Annotated in this window: 12 protein-coding genes; 7 read left to right on the top strand and 5 right to left on the bottom strand. The window is 64.4% G+C overall.

The genetic code is table 11. The features are described 5' to 3' along the window. On the top strand, nt 1–253 hold a 253-nt coding region (locus OXG30_01875; GenBank protein MCY4133649.1), incomplete at its 5' end, for an RCC1 domain-containing protein. Between the two features lie 109 nt (nt 254–362). Here OXG30_01875 and OXG30_01880 read toward each other — a convergent pair. After that, entirely contained in the window at nt 363–2678 is a 2316-nt protein-coding gene (locus OXG30_01880; protein ID MCY4133650.1) for a CoA transferase, read from the bottom strand. Nucleotides 2679–2767: 89 nt separating this feature from the next. Between OXG30_01880 and OXG30_01885 the strand changes: the two genes are divergently transcribed. Further along, nucleotides 2768–3592: an amidohydrolase family protein gene (locus OXG30_01885; protein ID MCY4133651.1), complete on the top strand. Its 825-nt coding sequence runs from the start codon at nt 2768–2770 to the stop codon at nt 3590–3592. 110 nt (nt 3593–3702) lie between these two features. Here OXG30_01885 and OXG30_01890 read toward each other — a convergent pair whose 3' ends face one another. Beyond that, a complete protein-coding gene (locus OXG30_01890) occupies nt 3703–6594 on the bottom strand; it encodes an ATP-binding cassette domain-containing protein (GenBank protein ID MCY4133652.1) in 2892 nt (963 codons plus the stop codon). Then, nucleotides 6594–8795, bottom strand: a complete 2202-nt coding sequence (locus OXG30_01895) for an MFS transporter (protein ID MCY4133653.1) — start codon at nt 8793–8795, stop codon at nt 6594–6596. Before OXG30_01895 ends, OXG30_01890 begins: the two co-directional genes overlap by 1 nt. Nucleotides 8796–8894: 99 nt before the next feature. On the opposite strand from OXG30_01895, the gene OXG30_01900 reads away from it, so the two are divergent. Genes OXG30_01900 through OXG30_01920 form a run of 5 tightly spaced genes read left to right on the top strand, consistent with a single transcriptional unit; the run spans nt 8895 to nt 15080 of the window. After that, nucleotides 8895–10469 carry a sulfatase gene (locus OXG30_01900; GenBank protein ID MCY4133654.1) on the top strand — a complete coding sequence of 525 codons (1575 nt, stop codon included), beginning with the start codon at nt 8895–8897 and terminating at the stop codon, nt 10467–10469. A 34-nt stretch (nt 10470–10503) separates the two neighbouring features. Further along, nucleotides 10504–12015, top strand: a complete 1512-nt coding sequence (locus OXG30_01905) for an ABC transporter substrate-binding protein (GenBank protein ID MCY4133655.1) — start codon at nt 10504–10506, stop codon at nt 12013–12015. A 13-nt stretch (nt 12016–12028) separates the two neighbouring features. Beyond that, nucleotides 12029–13051, top strand: coding sequence for a TlpA disulfide reductase family protein (locus OXG30_01910; GenBank protein MCY4133656.1), 1023 nt, complete (start codon nt 12029–12031; stop codon nt 13049–13051). Between the two features lie 6 nt (nt 13052–13057). Next, nucleotides 13058–14620: an AMP-binding protein gene (locus OXG30_01915; GenBank protein ID MCY4133657.1), complete on the top strand. Its 1563-nt coding sequence runs from the start codon at nt 13058–13060 to the stop codon at nt 14618–14620. Continuing rightward, on the top strand, nt 14613–15080 hold the full coding sequence (locus OXG30_01920; protein MCY4133658.1) for a pyridoxamine 5'-phosphate oxidase family protein: 468 nt from the start codon (nt 14613–14615) through the stop codon (nt 15078–15080). Before OXG30_01915 ends, OXG30_01920 begins: the two co-directional genes overlap by 8 nt. A 40-nt stretch (nt 15081–15120) precedes the next feature. Here OXG30_01920 and OXG30_01925 read toward each other — a convergent pair whose 3' ends face one another. Next, nucleotides 15121–15900 carry an enoyl-CoA hydratase/isomerase family protein gene (locus tag OXG30_01925; protein ID MCY4133659.1) on the bottom strand — a complete coding sequence of 260 codons (780 nt, stop codon included), beginning with the start codon at nt 15898–15900 and terminating at the stop codon, nt 15121–15123. Between the two features lie 61 nt (nt 15901–15961). After that, nucleotides 15962–16245 (bottom strand): hypothetical protein (locus tag OXG30_01930; GenBank protein MCY4133660.1); only part of this gene is annotated, 284 nt, incomplete at its 5' end.

Here is a 16245-nt window from a genome sequence, read left to right on the forward strand (position 1 = left end):
CGGGCAGGCGGACGCCCCCGCAGGCGCGTTCACCGCCATCGCGGCCGGCGGCTGGCATTCGTGTGGGATCAGGGCCGACAGCACCGCCGTATGCTGGGGCTGCAACGGCTACGGGCAGGCGGACGCCCCCGCAGGCGCGTTCACCGCCATCGCGGCCGGCGGCACCCACTCGTGTGGGATCAGGGCCGACAGCACCGCCGAATGCTGGGACTGGACGACGAGACCTCCCGCCGGCGTCTTTTGGGCGTATTGAACCCAAGGGCCAAGCTCGATCAGCCCGGCGTGGTGGCCCTGGAGTCGATCCCGGTGGCGTGGTGGCCGCGCGGGAGACGAGATGCTCCCCATGGCAGGGGGCTAGGCCACTAACTGGGAAGGCCGTGGCCGATTGGTTGGGTCACGCCCATGTCGTGCAGGCGGGTGATCTCTTGGTTGTCGATTCCAAGTTCGCCCAAAACTGCCGCGGTTGCCCAACCGAGGGGGAGCGCGGGGTGGAGCGGAGTTGGAGCAGCAGAGAATTGCATAGTCGGCCCGGCTCGCCAGTAGGTGCTGAGATTGTCCTGAGTTACCTCAACGGCCGCCCCGCATTCCTGCGTGTGGTCTTCGTACAGCATGTTGTGCAAGAAGTCGCCCCGGTCGGCCTGGGCTGCGGGCACTCCGGCGGCCAAAAGCCGGGCTTCCCACGCCTCAGCGGAGTCAGTCGCGAAAGCTTCGGCCAGCTTGACGGCAAGCTCTGGGGTCGGCTCATCGGGAAGCTCCTCCCCCAAGATCGCGGCCAGCGAGCGGCGCTCCCGGCTGGTATGCACGTCCAACACCAGCCACCCGTCAGCGGTCTCATAAAGCCGCTGGTAGGCGTGGTAGCCGAACTGTCCAGAATCCACCACCGGCGCTTCGGGACCCGAATGTTGGATGCCCCATTCGGCCACCGCGTAGGCAGTGGCAGTGAGCATGGTTGTCTCCAGCCTCTGGCCCCGGCCGGTACGTCGACAGGCTAAGACACCGGCCATGATGGCGGCCGCGGTGGCCAGGGCGGCGGTGGGGTCGCCGTAGGTACGGTTGCGGGGCGGGTTCTGGTCGCCCGACTCCACCACACCGGCCCCGGCGATGGCGTTGGGCGACGAATGGAATCCGGCCTTGTGGGCCCAAGGTCCGTTGCTGCCGAAACACGAGGCGTACACGTAGAGCAGGCGGGGATTGCGGCCCATCACGGTGTCGGCGTCGATGCCCAGCCGCTCAGGGGTTCCCGGCCGGAAGTTGTGCAAGAACACGTCGGCGTGATCCACCAGCCGGTACAATATGTCGAGCCCCTCAGGAGTCTTGAGGTCCAAGACGATGGACTCTTTGCCCACGTGGGATTTCACGTAGTCGGTGGTCCAGTTGCGCCGTCCGGGATCGCCAGCGGGCGGCTCGACCTTGATCACTCGGGCACCGGCCTCGGCCAATAGCGTGGCCGCGAACGGGCAGGCATAGAAGTAGCCGACGTCCAAAATGGTCACATCGGCCAGGGGCAGCTCGCCAGCGCGACCGGCTTGGGTAGCAGGGCCGCTTGGGGATGTCGTCGACGACCAACTGGTCACCACTTCCTCGGTGTGCTCACCGAGGCGGGGGGCGGGCGGGCCGACCACCGACGGCGTGTCGGAGTACAGGCCGAGCGGACCGATTTGCACTGTTGAACCCATGTCATGATCGAGAACCTTTTGGCGTCGTCCGTTCTCAGCACACTGCGGATGATCCAAGAACTCCTGGGGGGCCAAGAACGGGTCGCCGCCAATGTCCTTGGCCGAGAAGACCTCCATCCACTCTTCAGCAGTGCGCTGCTTCATGCCGTGTCTGATGGCCTCGATGGTTTCGGCCAGTCGCTTCTCGCTGGGCCACAGGTCGGGGGCATTGGGAAGCTCAGGATCGTCCAGCAATGCCTCAAGTCCTAACTCGGCGAGCCATCGGCGGTAGTGGTGGGCTTGACGGCTGCACATTTGGATGAAGCGGTCGTCTTTGGTGGGCGCGGTCATGAACGGCACCCGCATGACGCCGTACACCCGGCCCGGTTCCGGCGGCAGGTGGGTGCGGTTCCCATGTCCGCTGGTCATGTCGTACACGCTCAAGGCGTGAAGCAGGCTGGTATGAACTCTCTGGCCTTTGCCAGTACGCTGGCGGGCCCAGATGCCAGCCATGAGACCGACCGCGGCCAGCATTCCCGCCCCGTATGAGGCGATGGGCACCGGGGTGAACACCGGGCCGGGGCGCACACCTTGGTAGGAGGTCATGCGCCCGCTCTTGGCCGCCACGATCTGCTCGTAACCAGGGAGGTCACGCCAGGGACCCGTTTCTCCGAATCCGGTAATCGAGGCATATACCAGTTGGTCGTTCAGCCGGTGCAGGGTGTTGTAGTCCACTCCTAGCCTCTCGGCCACCAACGGTCGGAGAGCCTCAACAACACCGTCGGCCGCACGGGCCAGATCGAGAAACCGGTCTCGATCGCCGGCGTCGGCCAAATTGAGGGCTGCGCTTTTCTTGGCCCGATGCCAGACGGCGAAACCTGGTCGGTCCCGGTCTCGGTCACCGTCGGGCGGCTCGATCTTGACCACCTCGGCACCGTTTTCGGCCAAGACCATTCCGGCGATGCCCGCGGCCGCCCCCGAGCCGAGCTCGAGAACTCGCAATCCCTCTAGGGCAGTGGCCATGACTTGATTCTGGTACCTGCCGGGGCGCGGTACCTATCGGAATTGCCATCGAGTCCAGCCGGGACACCCAGCCGAGATAGCGTCGGGCCATGCCCCCGAGAACCATTGATTGCTGGGTGAACGTGAACATGGGCGATTACGAGCCGCCCGAATACCTGATCCGGGTCAAAGAGGACTACCTCCACGGCGGGGTCGATTTCTTCCGCAGCTTCACGCCCGAGGAGCTTCTGCCGCTCATGGACGAGCTCGGAGTTGAGAAGGCGGTCATTCAGGCCGCGGTGGGCGAGGACAACCCTCGACCCTTCGACTTTGTGGAACGCTACCCGGAGCGGTTTGCCCTGGCCGTCCACCTCGACCCTCGGGGATTGATGCCCGTGCTGTGGAAGCTCGAGGAAATGGTCAAGCAGTACCCGGTGGCACTGGCCCGGGTGGTGCCGTTCGGAGTGGATGTGCCGCCCAGCGACCCGGTGTACTACCCGCTCTACGCCAAGTGCACCGAGCTGGACTTGCCGTTATCGATCAACACCGGCATTCCCGGCCCGCCCATGCCCGGCGAGGGCCAAGACCCGATGCTGCTGGATCGGATCTGCCTGCGCTTCCCCGACTTGAAGCTGTGCATGGCCCACGGCGCCGACCCGTGGTGGGGGGTGGCAATGCGGCTGATGATCAAATACAAGAACCTGCACCTCATGACCTCGGCCTATAGCCCGAAGCGGCTCCCAGAGGAGTTTGTCCACTTCATGAACACCCGGGGCCAAGACAAGGTGATCTTCGCCTCCGACCACCCGGCCCTCGACATGCGCCGCTGCATTACCGAGGCGTGGGATCTGGACCTGCGCGACGGCGTGCTGGACAAATACCTCTACGCCAACGCCGACCGCCTCTTCTTCGGCCCCCGCAATCCCCGCTACTGAGGTGGGCTGGATGGCTGCTAGACGAGGTAGGTGGCGGGCAGATCGTCAGGGTTCAATTTGGTAATGCGTTCGGGGGTGAACATCAACCCGATGCAGCTTTTTCTTGCCACTCAGCCGTCGCTGATGGCGATGGCCCGCTCGTCGGTGCCGAGATAGCTGGCGATCACCAGGGGGTCGTTGCGTACCTCGGAGGGGGCGCCCTCGGCGATCACCTTGCCAGCTTCTAGGCAGTACACCCTATCGCTGATGCTCATGATGAGGGGCATGTCGTGTTCGATGATCAACATGGCCGCGTCCAATTCCCGGCGGATGTTGACGATGAGCGGTCCGAATGCCTCGGTCTCCCGCTGGGCCACCCCGGCGGTGGGCTCGTCGAGGCACAGCACCCGGGTGCCCAGGGCCAGCAGGCCAGTGATCTCGACGATGCGCCGAGTCCCGGTGGACAAATCGCTGATAAAGGAATCCGCGTAGCGCCCCAGCCCCAGGTAGTCGATCAGCTCGTCGGCCTCGGCTCGACGCCGCCGTTCCAAGGCAAATGTGTGGGGGAGGTGCAGGGCGGTGCTCAGGAGTGGTGTGCGGCCCCGGGCCTCCAAGGCCACCTGCACCGTCTCTCGAACTGTCAACTCCGGGAACAGCGCTGCGGTCTGGAATGTGCGCCCCAGGCCGGCTCGGGCTCGGCGAGGCGCAGAGAACCGGGTGATGTCGGTGCCGAGCAGCTCCACTCGGCCGCTGGACGGCACGTAGCCACCCACCGCATTCATGAACGTGGACTTTCCGGCGCCGTTGGTGCCGATGAGGCCCACAATCTCGTCGGGATGGATCAGCACGGTGGCCTCCGACACCGCCTGTACGCCGCCAAACCGTACGCTGATGTCGTGCCCGGCCAGCATGGGTTCGGTGGCGGGCCGAGGATCTTCGGGCCGAGTTAGGCTGGTCGGAGCGGATTGGACGGTCTTGCCGCCGGGGTCAGGCCCAAGGCGCCGCTCGGCCAAGCCAACGAGGGCGTTGCGCGCGCTGTAGCCGATCTGTATGAGCCCGCCCGGAAAGTACATGAGCACCAGTAGCAGCCCGATGCTGGAGGAGAACAGGGCCACGGTTTCCGCGTTGTTGAACAGATTGGGAAGGCCATATACCCAAATCGCTCCCAAAACCGCGCCAACCGACGAACCCAGGCCCCCGATGACCACCATGCCCACAAGCTGTAGCGAATCCTCCACTTGGAAGAACCGCTCGCTGATCGGGACATTCTGTACCAGCCCGGCCAGCATTGCTCCGCCCAACCCGGCGATGCCGCCGGCTATAGCGAACGACGACAGCTTGGACCGCACCGGCCCCACCGTGTAGCCCGAGGCAGAATCGGCGTTGTCGCGCACCGCGATGATGGTGCGGCCCACTCCCGATTGGCGCAGCCGGCTGACGATGATCACCGCAATCAGCAACAAGGCCAGACAGACGTAGTAGTAGGTCTTCTGCGACTTGAGCTCGAGGCCGAACAGCTCGCCCCGGCGGAACGACACCGACGATTTGTTGCCGCCGGTGAAGAACGGCCGACGATACAGGTACTGCTGGGCGGCCAGTGCGAACACGAATGTGGTCACCGCCAAATAGAGGCCGCGAACTCGAAGCGACCCGACACCGATCACCGCGGCCACCAGCGCAGAGAACAGCGCGGTCACCGGAATGGCCACCATGAACGGGATTCCCGCGGTCTCGAATTGGACGTCGAAGAAGTCCCACGACAAGGCATCGCCGGGCAAGAAGCCGGTGCCCACCGTGAAGTCCATGGACAACCCCCGTTTGAGGCTGGCCGCGAACAGGGCTCCCATGCCGGCGAAGGTCATCTGGGCCAGCGAGAGCTGGCCGGCCCAACCGGTGATAATGGTGACCGACAGTCCGCATACCGCAAAGCACAGCACCGTGGCGTACAGCAGCTGGCGGGACGGCAGGTTGGAGATGCCGGGAAGCTGCACCAGCACGATGCCGAGTGCCAATAGCGCGCCCAGCGCGATCTTGGACAGGTGTCGCAGCCACCACACCTGGCGCAGCCGCTCTGGTATGGCGCGCACTTTGGGGGCGAAGGAGAAGACTCCGGTTTCGCCTTGGCTGCGGCTTTGAAAGTACACGGCCACCAGAACAGCCAAGAAGATGACAAAGTCGATGAGGCCGGTCTCGGTGAAGAAGTTGAACCGGAAGAGGGCGTCGAGGAAGCCGATCAGCACTCCGGCCAGCATGGCTCGGGGGAAGGAGACCATTCCGGCCAGCACCGCGGCCACCATGGCCTTTCCCAGGGTTTGGGGGCCGAGGTTGGCCAGGCCGGCTATCTGTCCGGTTTCACCGGACAGCATGATCATCGACAGCGAGGCCAACAGCCCGGCCATCACCCACACGAAGGTGGACACCGTCTTCGGGTTGATACCCGACAGCCGGGAGAGATCGGGATTGTTGGCCGACGCAGACACCGACTTGCCGAATGAGGTCCGGTTCATGAACCAGCCCAACAGCAGAGCCATAACCGGCACCGCGATGAGAATGACGAGCTGTGGACCGCGCACGCGGATATCGCTAAACCACACGTTTTCCCAGATTCGGCCAACCGGCACCGGATATTTCCGGCCGGCAGCTTCGATGTCGGGAAGCTGGGAGATCACCAACTGGGCCAGCTGGGCAATGCCGACTGTGGCCACCAGCACGATCACTCGGGGAGAGTTGAACAATCGGCGGATCACAGTCAGCTCCACCGCGGCGGCGAACAGAACGCCCAGCGCCAGCGAGAGCGCCAGCGCCAGCCAGAATGGCCAGTCGTAGTTCAGGTGCAGCAGTGCCATCATTGAGGCGGCGATGATCCCCATGTTTCCCACCGCGAAGTTGATGACCCGGGTGGACCGGTAGATGAGCACGATCCCCAGGGCCACCAGCCCGGTGACCAGGCCGCTGACCACCCCGTTGAAGGCCAATTGCTGGGTGATCCAAGTGCCGACCACGGAAGCGGAGGCGATGTCCATCAGCCGCCCTCGGTGCCGAGGAAAACCGCCCGGGCCAGGTCGTCCCGTTCGGCCAGTTCCTGGGCCGGGCCCTCGAAGCGCACCTGCCCCTTCTCCAGGAACACGGCGCGATCAGCAATGGCCAGGGCCACATTCAGCGACTGCTCCACGATGATCATGGTCTGGCCTTGGTCCTTGAGCTCCTCGACCGTTTCCAAGAGTGACTGCACCACCACCGGGGCCAAGCCCAGCGACAGCTCGTCGATCATCAAAACCTCGGGCTCGTGCAGCATCACTCGGGCCAAAGCCAGCATTTGCTGCTGGCCACCCGAGAGGTTGCTGGCCCGCTCATTGGGCCGTTTGCCGAGGTCGGGGAACATGTCGAGCACTTTCTCTATTCGCCGGTCTCGGTCGCTGGCATCCCTGCGATAGGCGTAGGCTCCCATGAGGAGGTTGTCGCTGATCGAGAGGTCGCTCCACACTCCGGCCCCTCCGGGCAGCATGTGCAACCCCATGGCCGCCCGCTGTTCGGGAGTGGCGTAGGTGATGGTTTGGCCGTGCAAGCGCACAACCCCCCGCTCTGGGGTGACCAGTCCGGTGATCACCTTGAGCGCGGTGGACTTGCCCGCGCCATTGGTGCCTAATAGGGCCAGGGTCTCCTGCTTGCGCACTTCGAATCCGAGATCGAACAGCACCTGCACCTGTCCGTAGCTGAAGTCCACGTGGGCCACCTGGATGGCGGGCATGTCTTCGGGGTCGGTCTCGGCCTGGCGGCGTTCTTCGTCTTGTTCTTCCCTCAGCTCGCCAACCACCAGCGAGAGGTCGCGCCGCAGCCGGTTGGCCCCCCGCAGCACGAAGTAGGCGCCGATCGGCATGGCGGTTGCGGTGATGATGGTGATGGCGGTCTGCTCGCCGAGCTCGTTCTGGAGGAAGCCGGCGATGATGCTGCCCCCTACTCCGCCCACCATGACCATGAAGAAAGTCAAGAAGGCGGTGCCCATGCCCCGCAGCCGATAGGGGAACACCGCTTGGATGGCGGGCTGCACCATGGCGAAAGCCCCGCCCAGGAAGGTGGAGTTGATGGCGGAGAGAATCATGAACAGGGTGAGGTTGGGCATGGCGTACTGGATGGGTACCAACACGCCGATGGGCAGCAAGAGGATGCCAATGAGCCGCACCGCCCGATCGGGGTCCCTTCGGAAGGTGGCATCGAACCGGCGCCCAACGAAGGGCAGGAACAGCAACAGGCCCACCCCCGCCGGTGCCACCGCCAATCCGCGCTCTAGGGCGTCGAGTTCGAACTCTTCCTCCAGGAAAAACGACTGAATTGAGCCGGCTGGGAACAGGGCGAAGCCCATGGCTGCGAAGGCGATGGTCATATTGCGGATGGTGTCTATGTTCCAAATACGGGTGAAGGCGGCTTCCACCGAAATCGGCATCTTGTTGTCCTGTTTGAGGCCGGTGCCCAGCACATGCTTCTGCTCCCATTGGCCCCGGGGTGGCTCCCTCAAGAAGAAGGCCAAGAAAGCCAAAGCCGCGGTGGGCAATCCGAGCAGGTAGAACGCCCAGCGCCAGCCGTCATCGCCGCCAATCCACACTGCGATTCCCCCGGCCAAAACCGGGCTGATGGCCGAGAAGACGCGCCCCACTCCGGCGTTGGTGGCGTACATGCGGCCCCGGGTCTCAAGCGGGTAGGTGTCGGCCAGCATGCTGGGGTGCACGGTGATGGTGTTGGCCTTGGACATGCCGGCGAAGAACCGCATGAAGAAGAACATGAGGGCGTTGAACGCATACCCCGACAGGGCGCTGAATGCAGCAAAGGCCCCGCTGGCGATGCCGACGATGGGGCCGCGCCGGAAGCGGTCGGCTAGCCACCCCATCGGCCCGGCCCCCAGCACGAAGAACATGAGCGACGCCGTGCTGATGGCAGTGACGGTTCCGTCGCTTACCCCGAAGCTCCTGCCGATGTCGGGCCCCAAGATGGCCACCGCGCTGTTCTCCAGTTCGTCGAGGCTGTTCAGCGCCAACAAGACGACGAAGGTCTGAAAGCCTCCTTTGCGCAGGCCCTCTCTGAGCGTTGTCTGTTCGCCGCCCACGCCGGGCAACAGGTCGTCAGGAAACAGGACCTCAGCCTTTTGGGCGTCCCGCCGAGCGGCCTCCCCCTCTAGGACCGTGGTGGCCAGCGCGTCGATGGACTCGCTCTGGGCCTGTTCGTTGTCCAACGTCCCCCCCAAGCTTGGGCGGCCACATTCGGCCTGTGCTGGCCCATGAGAGTAGCGTCAGAAGATCGAGGAGATGCCAAAAGCAGGGCAGGGGGATTCATGAGCTCACCTTCGAACGTCGCGGTCATCCTGCTGGATTCGCTGAATCGGCACATGCTGGGGAGCTACGGCGGCACCGAGTTCGAAACGCCAAACCTCGACCGATTCGCCGCTGAGCAGGCCACCCGGTTCACTCGCCATGTGACGGGGTCGCTGCCGTGCATGCCGGCCCGCCACGACATTTTGTGCGGGGCGTTGGACTTCTTGTGGAAGCCGTGGGGTTCGATCGAGCTGTGGGAGGAGCCCATCACCCGAGTGCTGCGCCGCGGCGGGGTGACCACTGCGCTGTTTACCGACCATCCCCATCTGTTTGAGACCGGCGGCGAGAACTACCACACCGATTTTCACTGCTGGGACTATCTGCGGGGCCACGAGGGCGACCCATGGCGCACCTTCTACGACCCTTCTTGGGCCGGCACGCCGACCATGCCGGCCCGAAAAGGCGGCTGGTGGTGGTCGAAGATGTGGGGCCTTGAGGAAATCGACCGGGGCTATGACCGCTCCCGCACGTTCTTCCGCTCTGAGGAGGACTATCCCGGGCCGAAGACCATGAGCGCGGCGGCGCAATTCTTGGCTGAGGCCACCCCTCACCACGACCGGTGGTTCATGTTCGTGGACGAGTTCGATCCCCATGAGCCATTCGACACGCCGGCGCCGTGGGCGGGCCGATACTTCGATGAGGCGTGGGACGAGGAGTGGATCATCTGGCCGCCCTATGTCGACGGGGGAATCGCCTCCGGCAACTTCACCGAGAGCGAGGGCCGCCATGTGCGGGCCAACTACGGGGCCAAGCTGTCGATGATCGACCACTGGTTCGGGCAGATTCTGGACCGGTTCGACGAGCAGAACCTGTGGGACGACACCGCGCTGATTGTGTGTACCGATCATGGGCACTATCTGGGCGACATGCGGGAGGGGCGCGACATCTGGGGTAAGCCCGGGGTGCCCCAGTACGAGCCGCTAGGCCACACGCCGCTCTTGGTGTCGTGGCCAGGGAAGCCCGGCGGGGGAGTGTGCGATGCACTGACCACCAATGTGGACATCTTTGCCACCGTCGCGGACATCTTCGACGCCGAGGTGGTGCAGACCACCCACGGCCGCTCTATGGCCCCGCTGCTGAGGGGTGAAACTGACTCCATCCGAGAGTGGGCGCTGGGCGGGGTGTTCGGTGGCTGGGTCCAGGTGACCGATGGCCAGCACAAGTACGCCCGAGGGGCCACCGAGGACAACTTCCCGCTGTCAATGTGGTCTAACCGTTGGTCCACCATGCCGTTTGGCGATATCGGCATGCCCGGACTGCCCCCGCCCGACCACCGGGCCTGGCTCGACAGGATGCCGGGCTCGGAGGTTCCGGTGATCCGCCAACCCTATGAGTCTGGAGACACGATGCCGCTGTGGGTCACGGTGAACGCCTGCAACGACCGCCACTTCCTGTTCGACCTCGACGTCGATCCAAGCGAGCAGGAAAACCGCAGCCGAGAGTCGTTGGCCGACGAGATGCTCGATCTGCTCCACACTGCGCTCTACGAGGTGGACGCGCCCGACGACCAATACGCTCGACTAGGCCTTAAATGAGGGGCTCGGACCAGAGTTCCAGAGGAGGGAAACGGTGACCGCAGTCAGAGGTTCAAAGGGGATACGGACATGGTGGTGGTTGCTCATCGTCGTGGCTTTGGTGGCTGCGGCTTGCGGCGGCAACGACGACGACGGCAGTGCCGACACCGCGGAGCCGTCCGCGGCCCAAGAGCAAACGGCTGCTCCGGCTGAAGAGCCATCTGATGAGCCGTCCGATCAGCCAGCTGAGGAACCGGCCGACGAGCCCGGGAACGCACCCGCCGAGACAGCCTCCGATGAGGCCGCGGAAACCGCTGCTGACGAGCCGGCCGAGGCACCTGCGGAGCCGACGCCAGTCCCCACACCGGTGGAGTTGATCGCCAGCTACCAAGGGGTAACGGAGACCGAGATCGTCATCGGTGTGGCTGCCATCGACCCGGTGCAGATCAATGAGATGTTCGGCATCGACATCGGCATCTTCCCGGTGCAGGACCTCTATGCCGCACTGTCCGAAGACCTGAATCAGCGGGGCGGCATCCATGGCCGCAGCGTCGTGGTCCACGTGGTTTCCTTCCTGCCGATCGGGACCACCGACAGCGAGCGGGTGTGTACCGAGTTGATCGAGGACATGAAGGTGTTCGTGGTGATCGGCCAGTTCCTCGATGACAACGCCCTGTGCATCACCGAGCTGCACGGGCATCCCTATGTGGGCCACTTCGGGGAGAACACCGAGCGCCAAGAGCGGTCCAACGGCCTGTTCTTCGCCACCGAGATGAAGCAAACCCGCCAGCGGGTCGGCGGGACCACCGAGATGATCCGGGCCGGTGATCTCGACGGGCACCGCGTGGGCATCTACTACGAGGCTCCCCCCGACAAGGAGTATGCCGACGCGGTGCAGCCGCTGCTTGAGGAGGCGGGCATCAACGTCGTCGGTGTCTATACCCCGGGTGCGCCCACCACTGACACCGTGCAGAACGAGCAGAATACCGACAACATCTCCACGCGCATGGAGGCCGACGGGGTCGATCTGCTCCTCAACCTCTCCAACGTGTACGGCATCATCTCCTCGGCGCAGCGCATTGGCTGGGAGGTGCGCATTGCCCACACCAATGGACAGGCTGCCGACCGCCTGGACATTGCTAATGATCAAGGCATTGAAGACGAGTACATGGCCCGCACGTTTGCCGTCACCACCAACAAGCCGACCAGCGAGGAAGCGCTGGCCGATCCTGGCGTGCAGCAATGCCTTGCCGTATTCGAAGAGCGATCCAGCGACGAGCCCCTCGATCTCACCGACGACGACATAGTCAACGGTGTGGTCAACCACTGCCGTGCCTTCGCCCTCACTGTGAAGATCCTGGAGGCGGCCGGAGGGAACATAACCCCCGAGACGTTCAGGGCCGCGGCCGAGGGGCTTGGCACGTTCGATCTTCCCGCCATGATCGGGGCCAGCCTCTCGCCTGACAAGCACTCGGCCGGCTCATTGGTGCGCCGCTACGAGTATTTCCCCGAAGTCAGAACCTATTTGCCGGTCGGCGAGCCGATTCCGACCGATCCCGTCGAATGAAGGAGTTCCCGCTATGACAACAATCACCGTCCTTGGAGATGAGGTGGCCACCACTGCTGGAGAGTGGGCGGATGGGCGCCCGCTGGTCGAGCCGGATGCCCTCTCCGCCGCGGTCGGCTGGACGCTGAAGCCAGAGGGACTCTGCCGCGGCGATCAGTGCGTGCTGGTGGGAGACGGCTCGGCTATCAGAGTCGGTGACAAGCTCGATCTGGCCGCGGTGGCCAATGCGGTGGACCAGCCCACCGTGGTTGATCCCGACGCCAGCGTCGTGGTCCTGGGCCAGCCCAACGCCACCCGCCGGGCAGCCCTTCGAGACCGCCAAGCGCCCGACTTCACTCTCGCCGACCTCGACGGCATCGAGCGTAGCCTGTCGGATTACGCGGGCAAGAAGCGGCTCCTAGTGGCTTTTTCTAGTTGGTGAGGATGCGCCTTCGACCTGCCCGGGTGGCAGGAACTGCATGACGAATTGGCCGATGACGGCTTCATGGTGATCGCGGTGGCCATTGACGAGGCCATAGACGAGGTGCGGGTACTGGCCGAGAACATCACCTATCCGGTGCTGATGGACCCCGATCACCTCCTCACCGAGATGTATGCCATCAGCAACGTGCCAGCGGTGGTCTGGATCGACGAGCAGGGTCGAATCGCACGTCCCAATGCCAGCGAATTCGGCAGCGATATGTTCAGCGAATTCACCGGCCGCACTTGCGAGGGCCATTTCAACCAGATCCGGGCCTGGGTTCATCAAGGTGTGGTTCCCGATGATGCCAGCAGCGAGATCGCCGACCTCGACGCCGATGAGATCGCGGCTCGCCTGCACTTCCGCCTGGCCGCTCACCTTCGTCGCGCTGGAGATGAGGAAGGCGCAGCCCGCCACTTTGATGCCGCGGCCGAACTGGCGCCGCTGGACTTCACGGTTGTCCGCGCCGCGATGCCGCTTCGGGGCGAGAGCCCCTTCGGTGAGGAGTTCTTCAAGCTCCTCGATGAGTATCAGGCCGCCGGCAGCCCGTTCCACGGCATCACGCCCGCTCCCTAAAACCCTGTGATTGTCCATCCCAGCCTTCTGCCTGATGAGCCGCTGAGCTCGCAGCCGGTCACCGGGTTCGTGTTGGAGCGGGCCGGGAAGCTCGCCGATAAGGAGGCATTGGTCGACGGGCCGGGGGAATGGTCGCTCACCTACGGCCAGCTCGAGCAGTCGGTGTATTCCCTGGCGGGCGGATTGGCGGCTGGCGGCTTCGCCCGAGGCGATGTCGCCGCGCTCATCGCGCCGAACTCCCCGTGGTATCCAGTGGTGTTCCACGCGGTGGCGGTGGCGGGGGGCGCGGTCACCACGGTCAATCCCACCTACGGAGCGGATGAGATCGCCTACCAGCTCACCGACTCCCAGGCGACGCTGGTGTTTGCCGCCGACATGTTTGCCACCCAGACCCGGGAGGCCATGGATCAAGCCGGTATTGCGGGCGATGTGGTGGTAATCGACTCCGACAATCCTTCGCAGGGCATCCCCATGCTGTCAATGCTGGGAGATCCGATCTCCCAGGTGGAGGTCGATCCCCACAACGACGTGGTGGTGCTGCCCTACTCGTCGGGCACCACCGGTCTGCCCAAAGGGGTGATGCTCACCCACGCCAATTTGGTGAACAACATCGAGCAGTGCGTTTCATCGGTGGCGTCGCAGGGCAGCGATGTGGTGTTGGCGGTGCTGCCCTTCTTCCACATCTACGGAATGCAGGTGCTCATGAACGACCAGCTTCATCATGGGGCAACGCTGGTGACCATGCCCCGCTTCGACCTGGCCCAGGCGCTATCGCTCATCGAGCGCCGCAAGGTGACCCGGCTCTTCGCCGTGCCCCCCATCGTGCTGGCGCTGGCCAAACATCCCGCAGTGGCTGATTTCGATCTGTCGTCGCTGCGCCAGGTGCTGTCGGGGGCCGCGCCGCTAGGGTCTGAGGTGGCGGCCGAGGCATCGGCGCGGATCGGCTGCGAAGTGGTGCAGGGCTACGGCATGACCGAGCTCAGCCCCATCTCCCATGCCACCCCGCCAGGTGATTCCAAGCCAGGGTCGGTGGGCCTGACGGTGGCCAACACCGAAGCCCGGATCGTGGCCCCCGATTCCGGCGAGGACCTGCCCATCGACATGGAGGGCGAGCTGTGGATTCGCGGCCCCCAGGTGATGAAGGGCTACCTCAACAACCCGGAGGCCACTGCTGAGACCATCGACCAAGACGGCTGGCTCCACACCGGCGACATCGCCCGGGTTGACGAGGATGGCCACGTCTACGTCGTCGACCGGCTGAAGGAGCTCATCAAGGTCAAGGGTTTCCAGGTAGCCCCCGCCGAGTTGGAGGCGCTGCTTTTAGACCACCCGCAGATTACCGATGCCGCGGTGGTGGGCCGGCCCGACGACGAGAGCGGGGAAGTGCCGCTGGCGTTCGTGGTTGCTGCCGCTGACTCCGGCCTTGATGAGCAGGCGGTGAAGGACTATGTGGCCGACCATGTGGCCACCTACAAGCACCTCGGTGAGGTCCGGTTTGCCGAGGCCATTCCCAAGTCGGCCTCGGGGAAGATTCTCCGCCGTGAGCTGAGAGACTTGATAGGTGGCTGAGAAGAAGAAGCCCACGGTGCGGATGTCGACCGAGGAGTGCTGGGAGATGCTGGAGACGTCGGTGAACGGTGTCTTCACCACGCTTCGGGCCAACGGTCAACCAATCGCGTTACCGGTGTGGTACGTGGTGCTCGACCAGAAGATCTACATGGTCACCCGGGGCAAGAAGGTGGTGCGGGTCCGCAACGACCAGCGCTGCTCTTTCCTGGTGGAGGCCGGGGACCGCTGGGCTGAGCTGCGGGCGGTACACGTGGAGTGCATGGGGCGGGTGATCGAGCCCTCTGAGGAGTTGGCTCAGCGGATCGCCCAGGCCCTCGATGAGAAGTACGCCCCGTATCGAACAGCCCGGGATGTGATGCCCAAGCAGACCCGGGACTACTACCAGAAGAATCTCAACGCCACCATCGAGCTCACTCCGGTGGGCAAGATGCTCAACTGGGACAACAGCAAGCTGTTCTAGCGGTAATTCCCACTAGTACTGGAGGTCGCGCTTCTCTCGGTCATTCCCACTTGTATTCGGGGTCGCGCTTCTCCCGGAAGGCGCGCCGGGCCTCACGGGAGTCGTCGAAGCGCATCAGGCGGGCGGTGTAGTCCTGCTCGGTGCGGTAGCCCTCCCTTAGCTCCATGTTCTCGATCCGGTTCATCGACTCCTTGGCCAACCGCATGGCAACCGGGCTCTTGGTGGCCAGCTCACGGGCCAGCTCCAGCGCAGTGTCCATGAGCTTGTCGGGCGCGGTCACCTCTCGGACGGCGCCGATGCGGTACATCTCCTGGGCGGAGACCTGCTCGCCGGTGAGAAACATCTCCCTGGCCTTGTGGCGGCCCATCATCAAAGAGAGGTGGGCGCTGGCCCCCAGGAGTCCGACGTTTATCTCAGGAGTGCCGAACGTAGCGTTCTCTGAGGCTACAAGCATGTCGCAGCAGGCGGCATAGGCCAGGCCGGCCCCCAGCGCGTAGCCGTTGATGGCCCCGATCACCGGGACGGCGCAGTCGATGATGGTCCACATGGCCTCTCGGGCCAGATGGCCGGGGTCGGTCAGCTCGAGGGGGTGGCGCTCTGAGCGCGGTGCGCTGTTGGGCGGGCTCAGATCGGCGCCGGCACAGAACGCCTTTTCTCCGGCACCGGTGAAGATGGCCACCCGCACATCTCGGTCATCACCCAAAGCGGCGAAGACATCGCGGATCTGGACGAATGTCTCATTATTGACCGCATTGACCGGAGGGCGGTCGAGGGTGACGATGGCGATGTGGTCGCGCTTTTCAACCTGGAGATCGGGCACGGGTCGCTCCTTGGTTACTGGGCAGCTTCCAACGCTACTGGAGTGACGCCGCCGACACGCCTCATTCGAAGCTAGGCTGGCGGCCGTTCGGCGCTGCTTTGGCAGAGCCTTGGCCAACGGCCAGCCGGGCCTTGGCCGCTTTCTTTAATGCCGCAAGTTGGAGGCGCTCTTCTCGCTGGTTGTAGAAGTCGTCCAGCGGGTAGCACCCTGAAATCAGGCCGCTGCGGGGAGCGGTGGTGCAGTCGGAGAACGTGCGGCAGATGAGGCGCCGATCGAGTTCTCGGCCGGCCATCACGTCGGCAGGCATGTGCGGGTACGACAAGATCATTCGGCCCAAACCGACGG

Source organism: bacterium (assembly GCA_026708015.1).
In the GTDB taxonomy this organism is placed as follows: domain Bacteria; phylum Actinomycetota; class Acidimicrobiia; order Acidimicrobiales; family Bin134; genus Poriferisocius.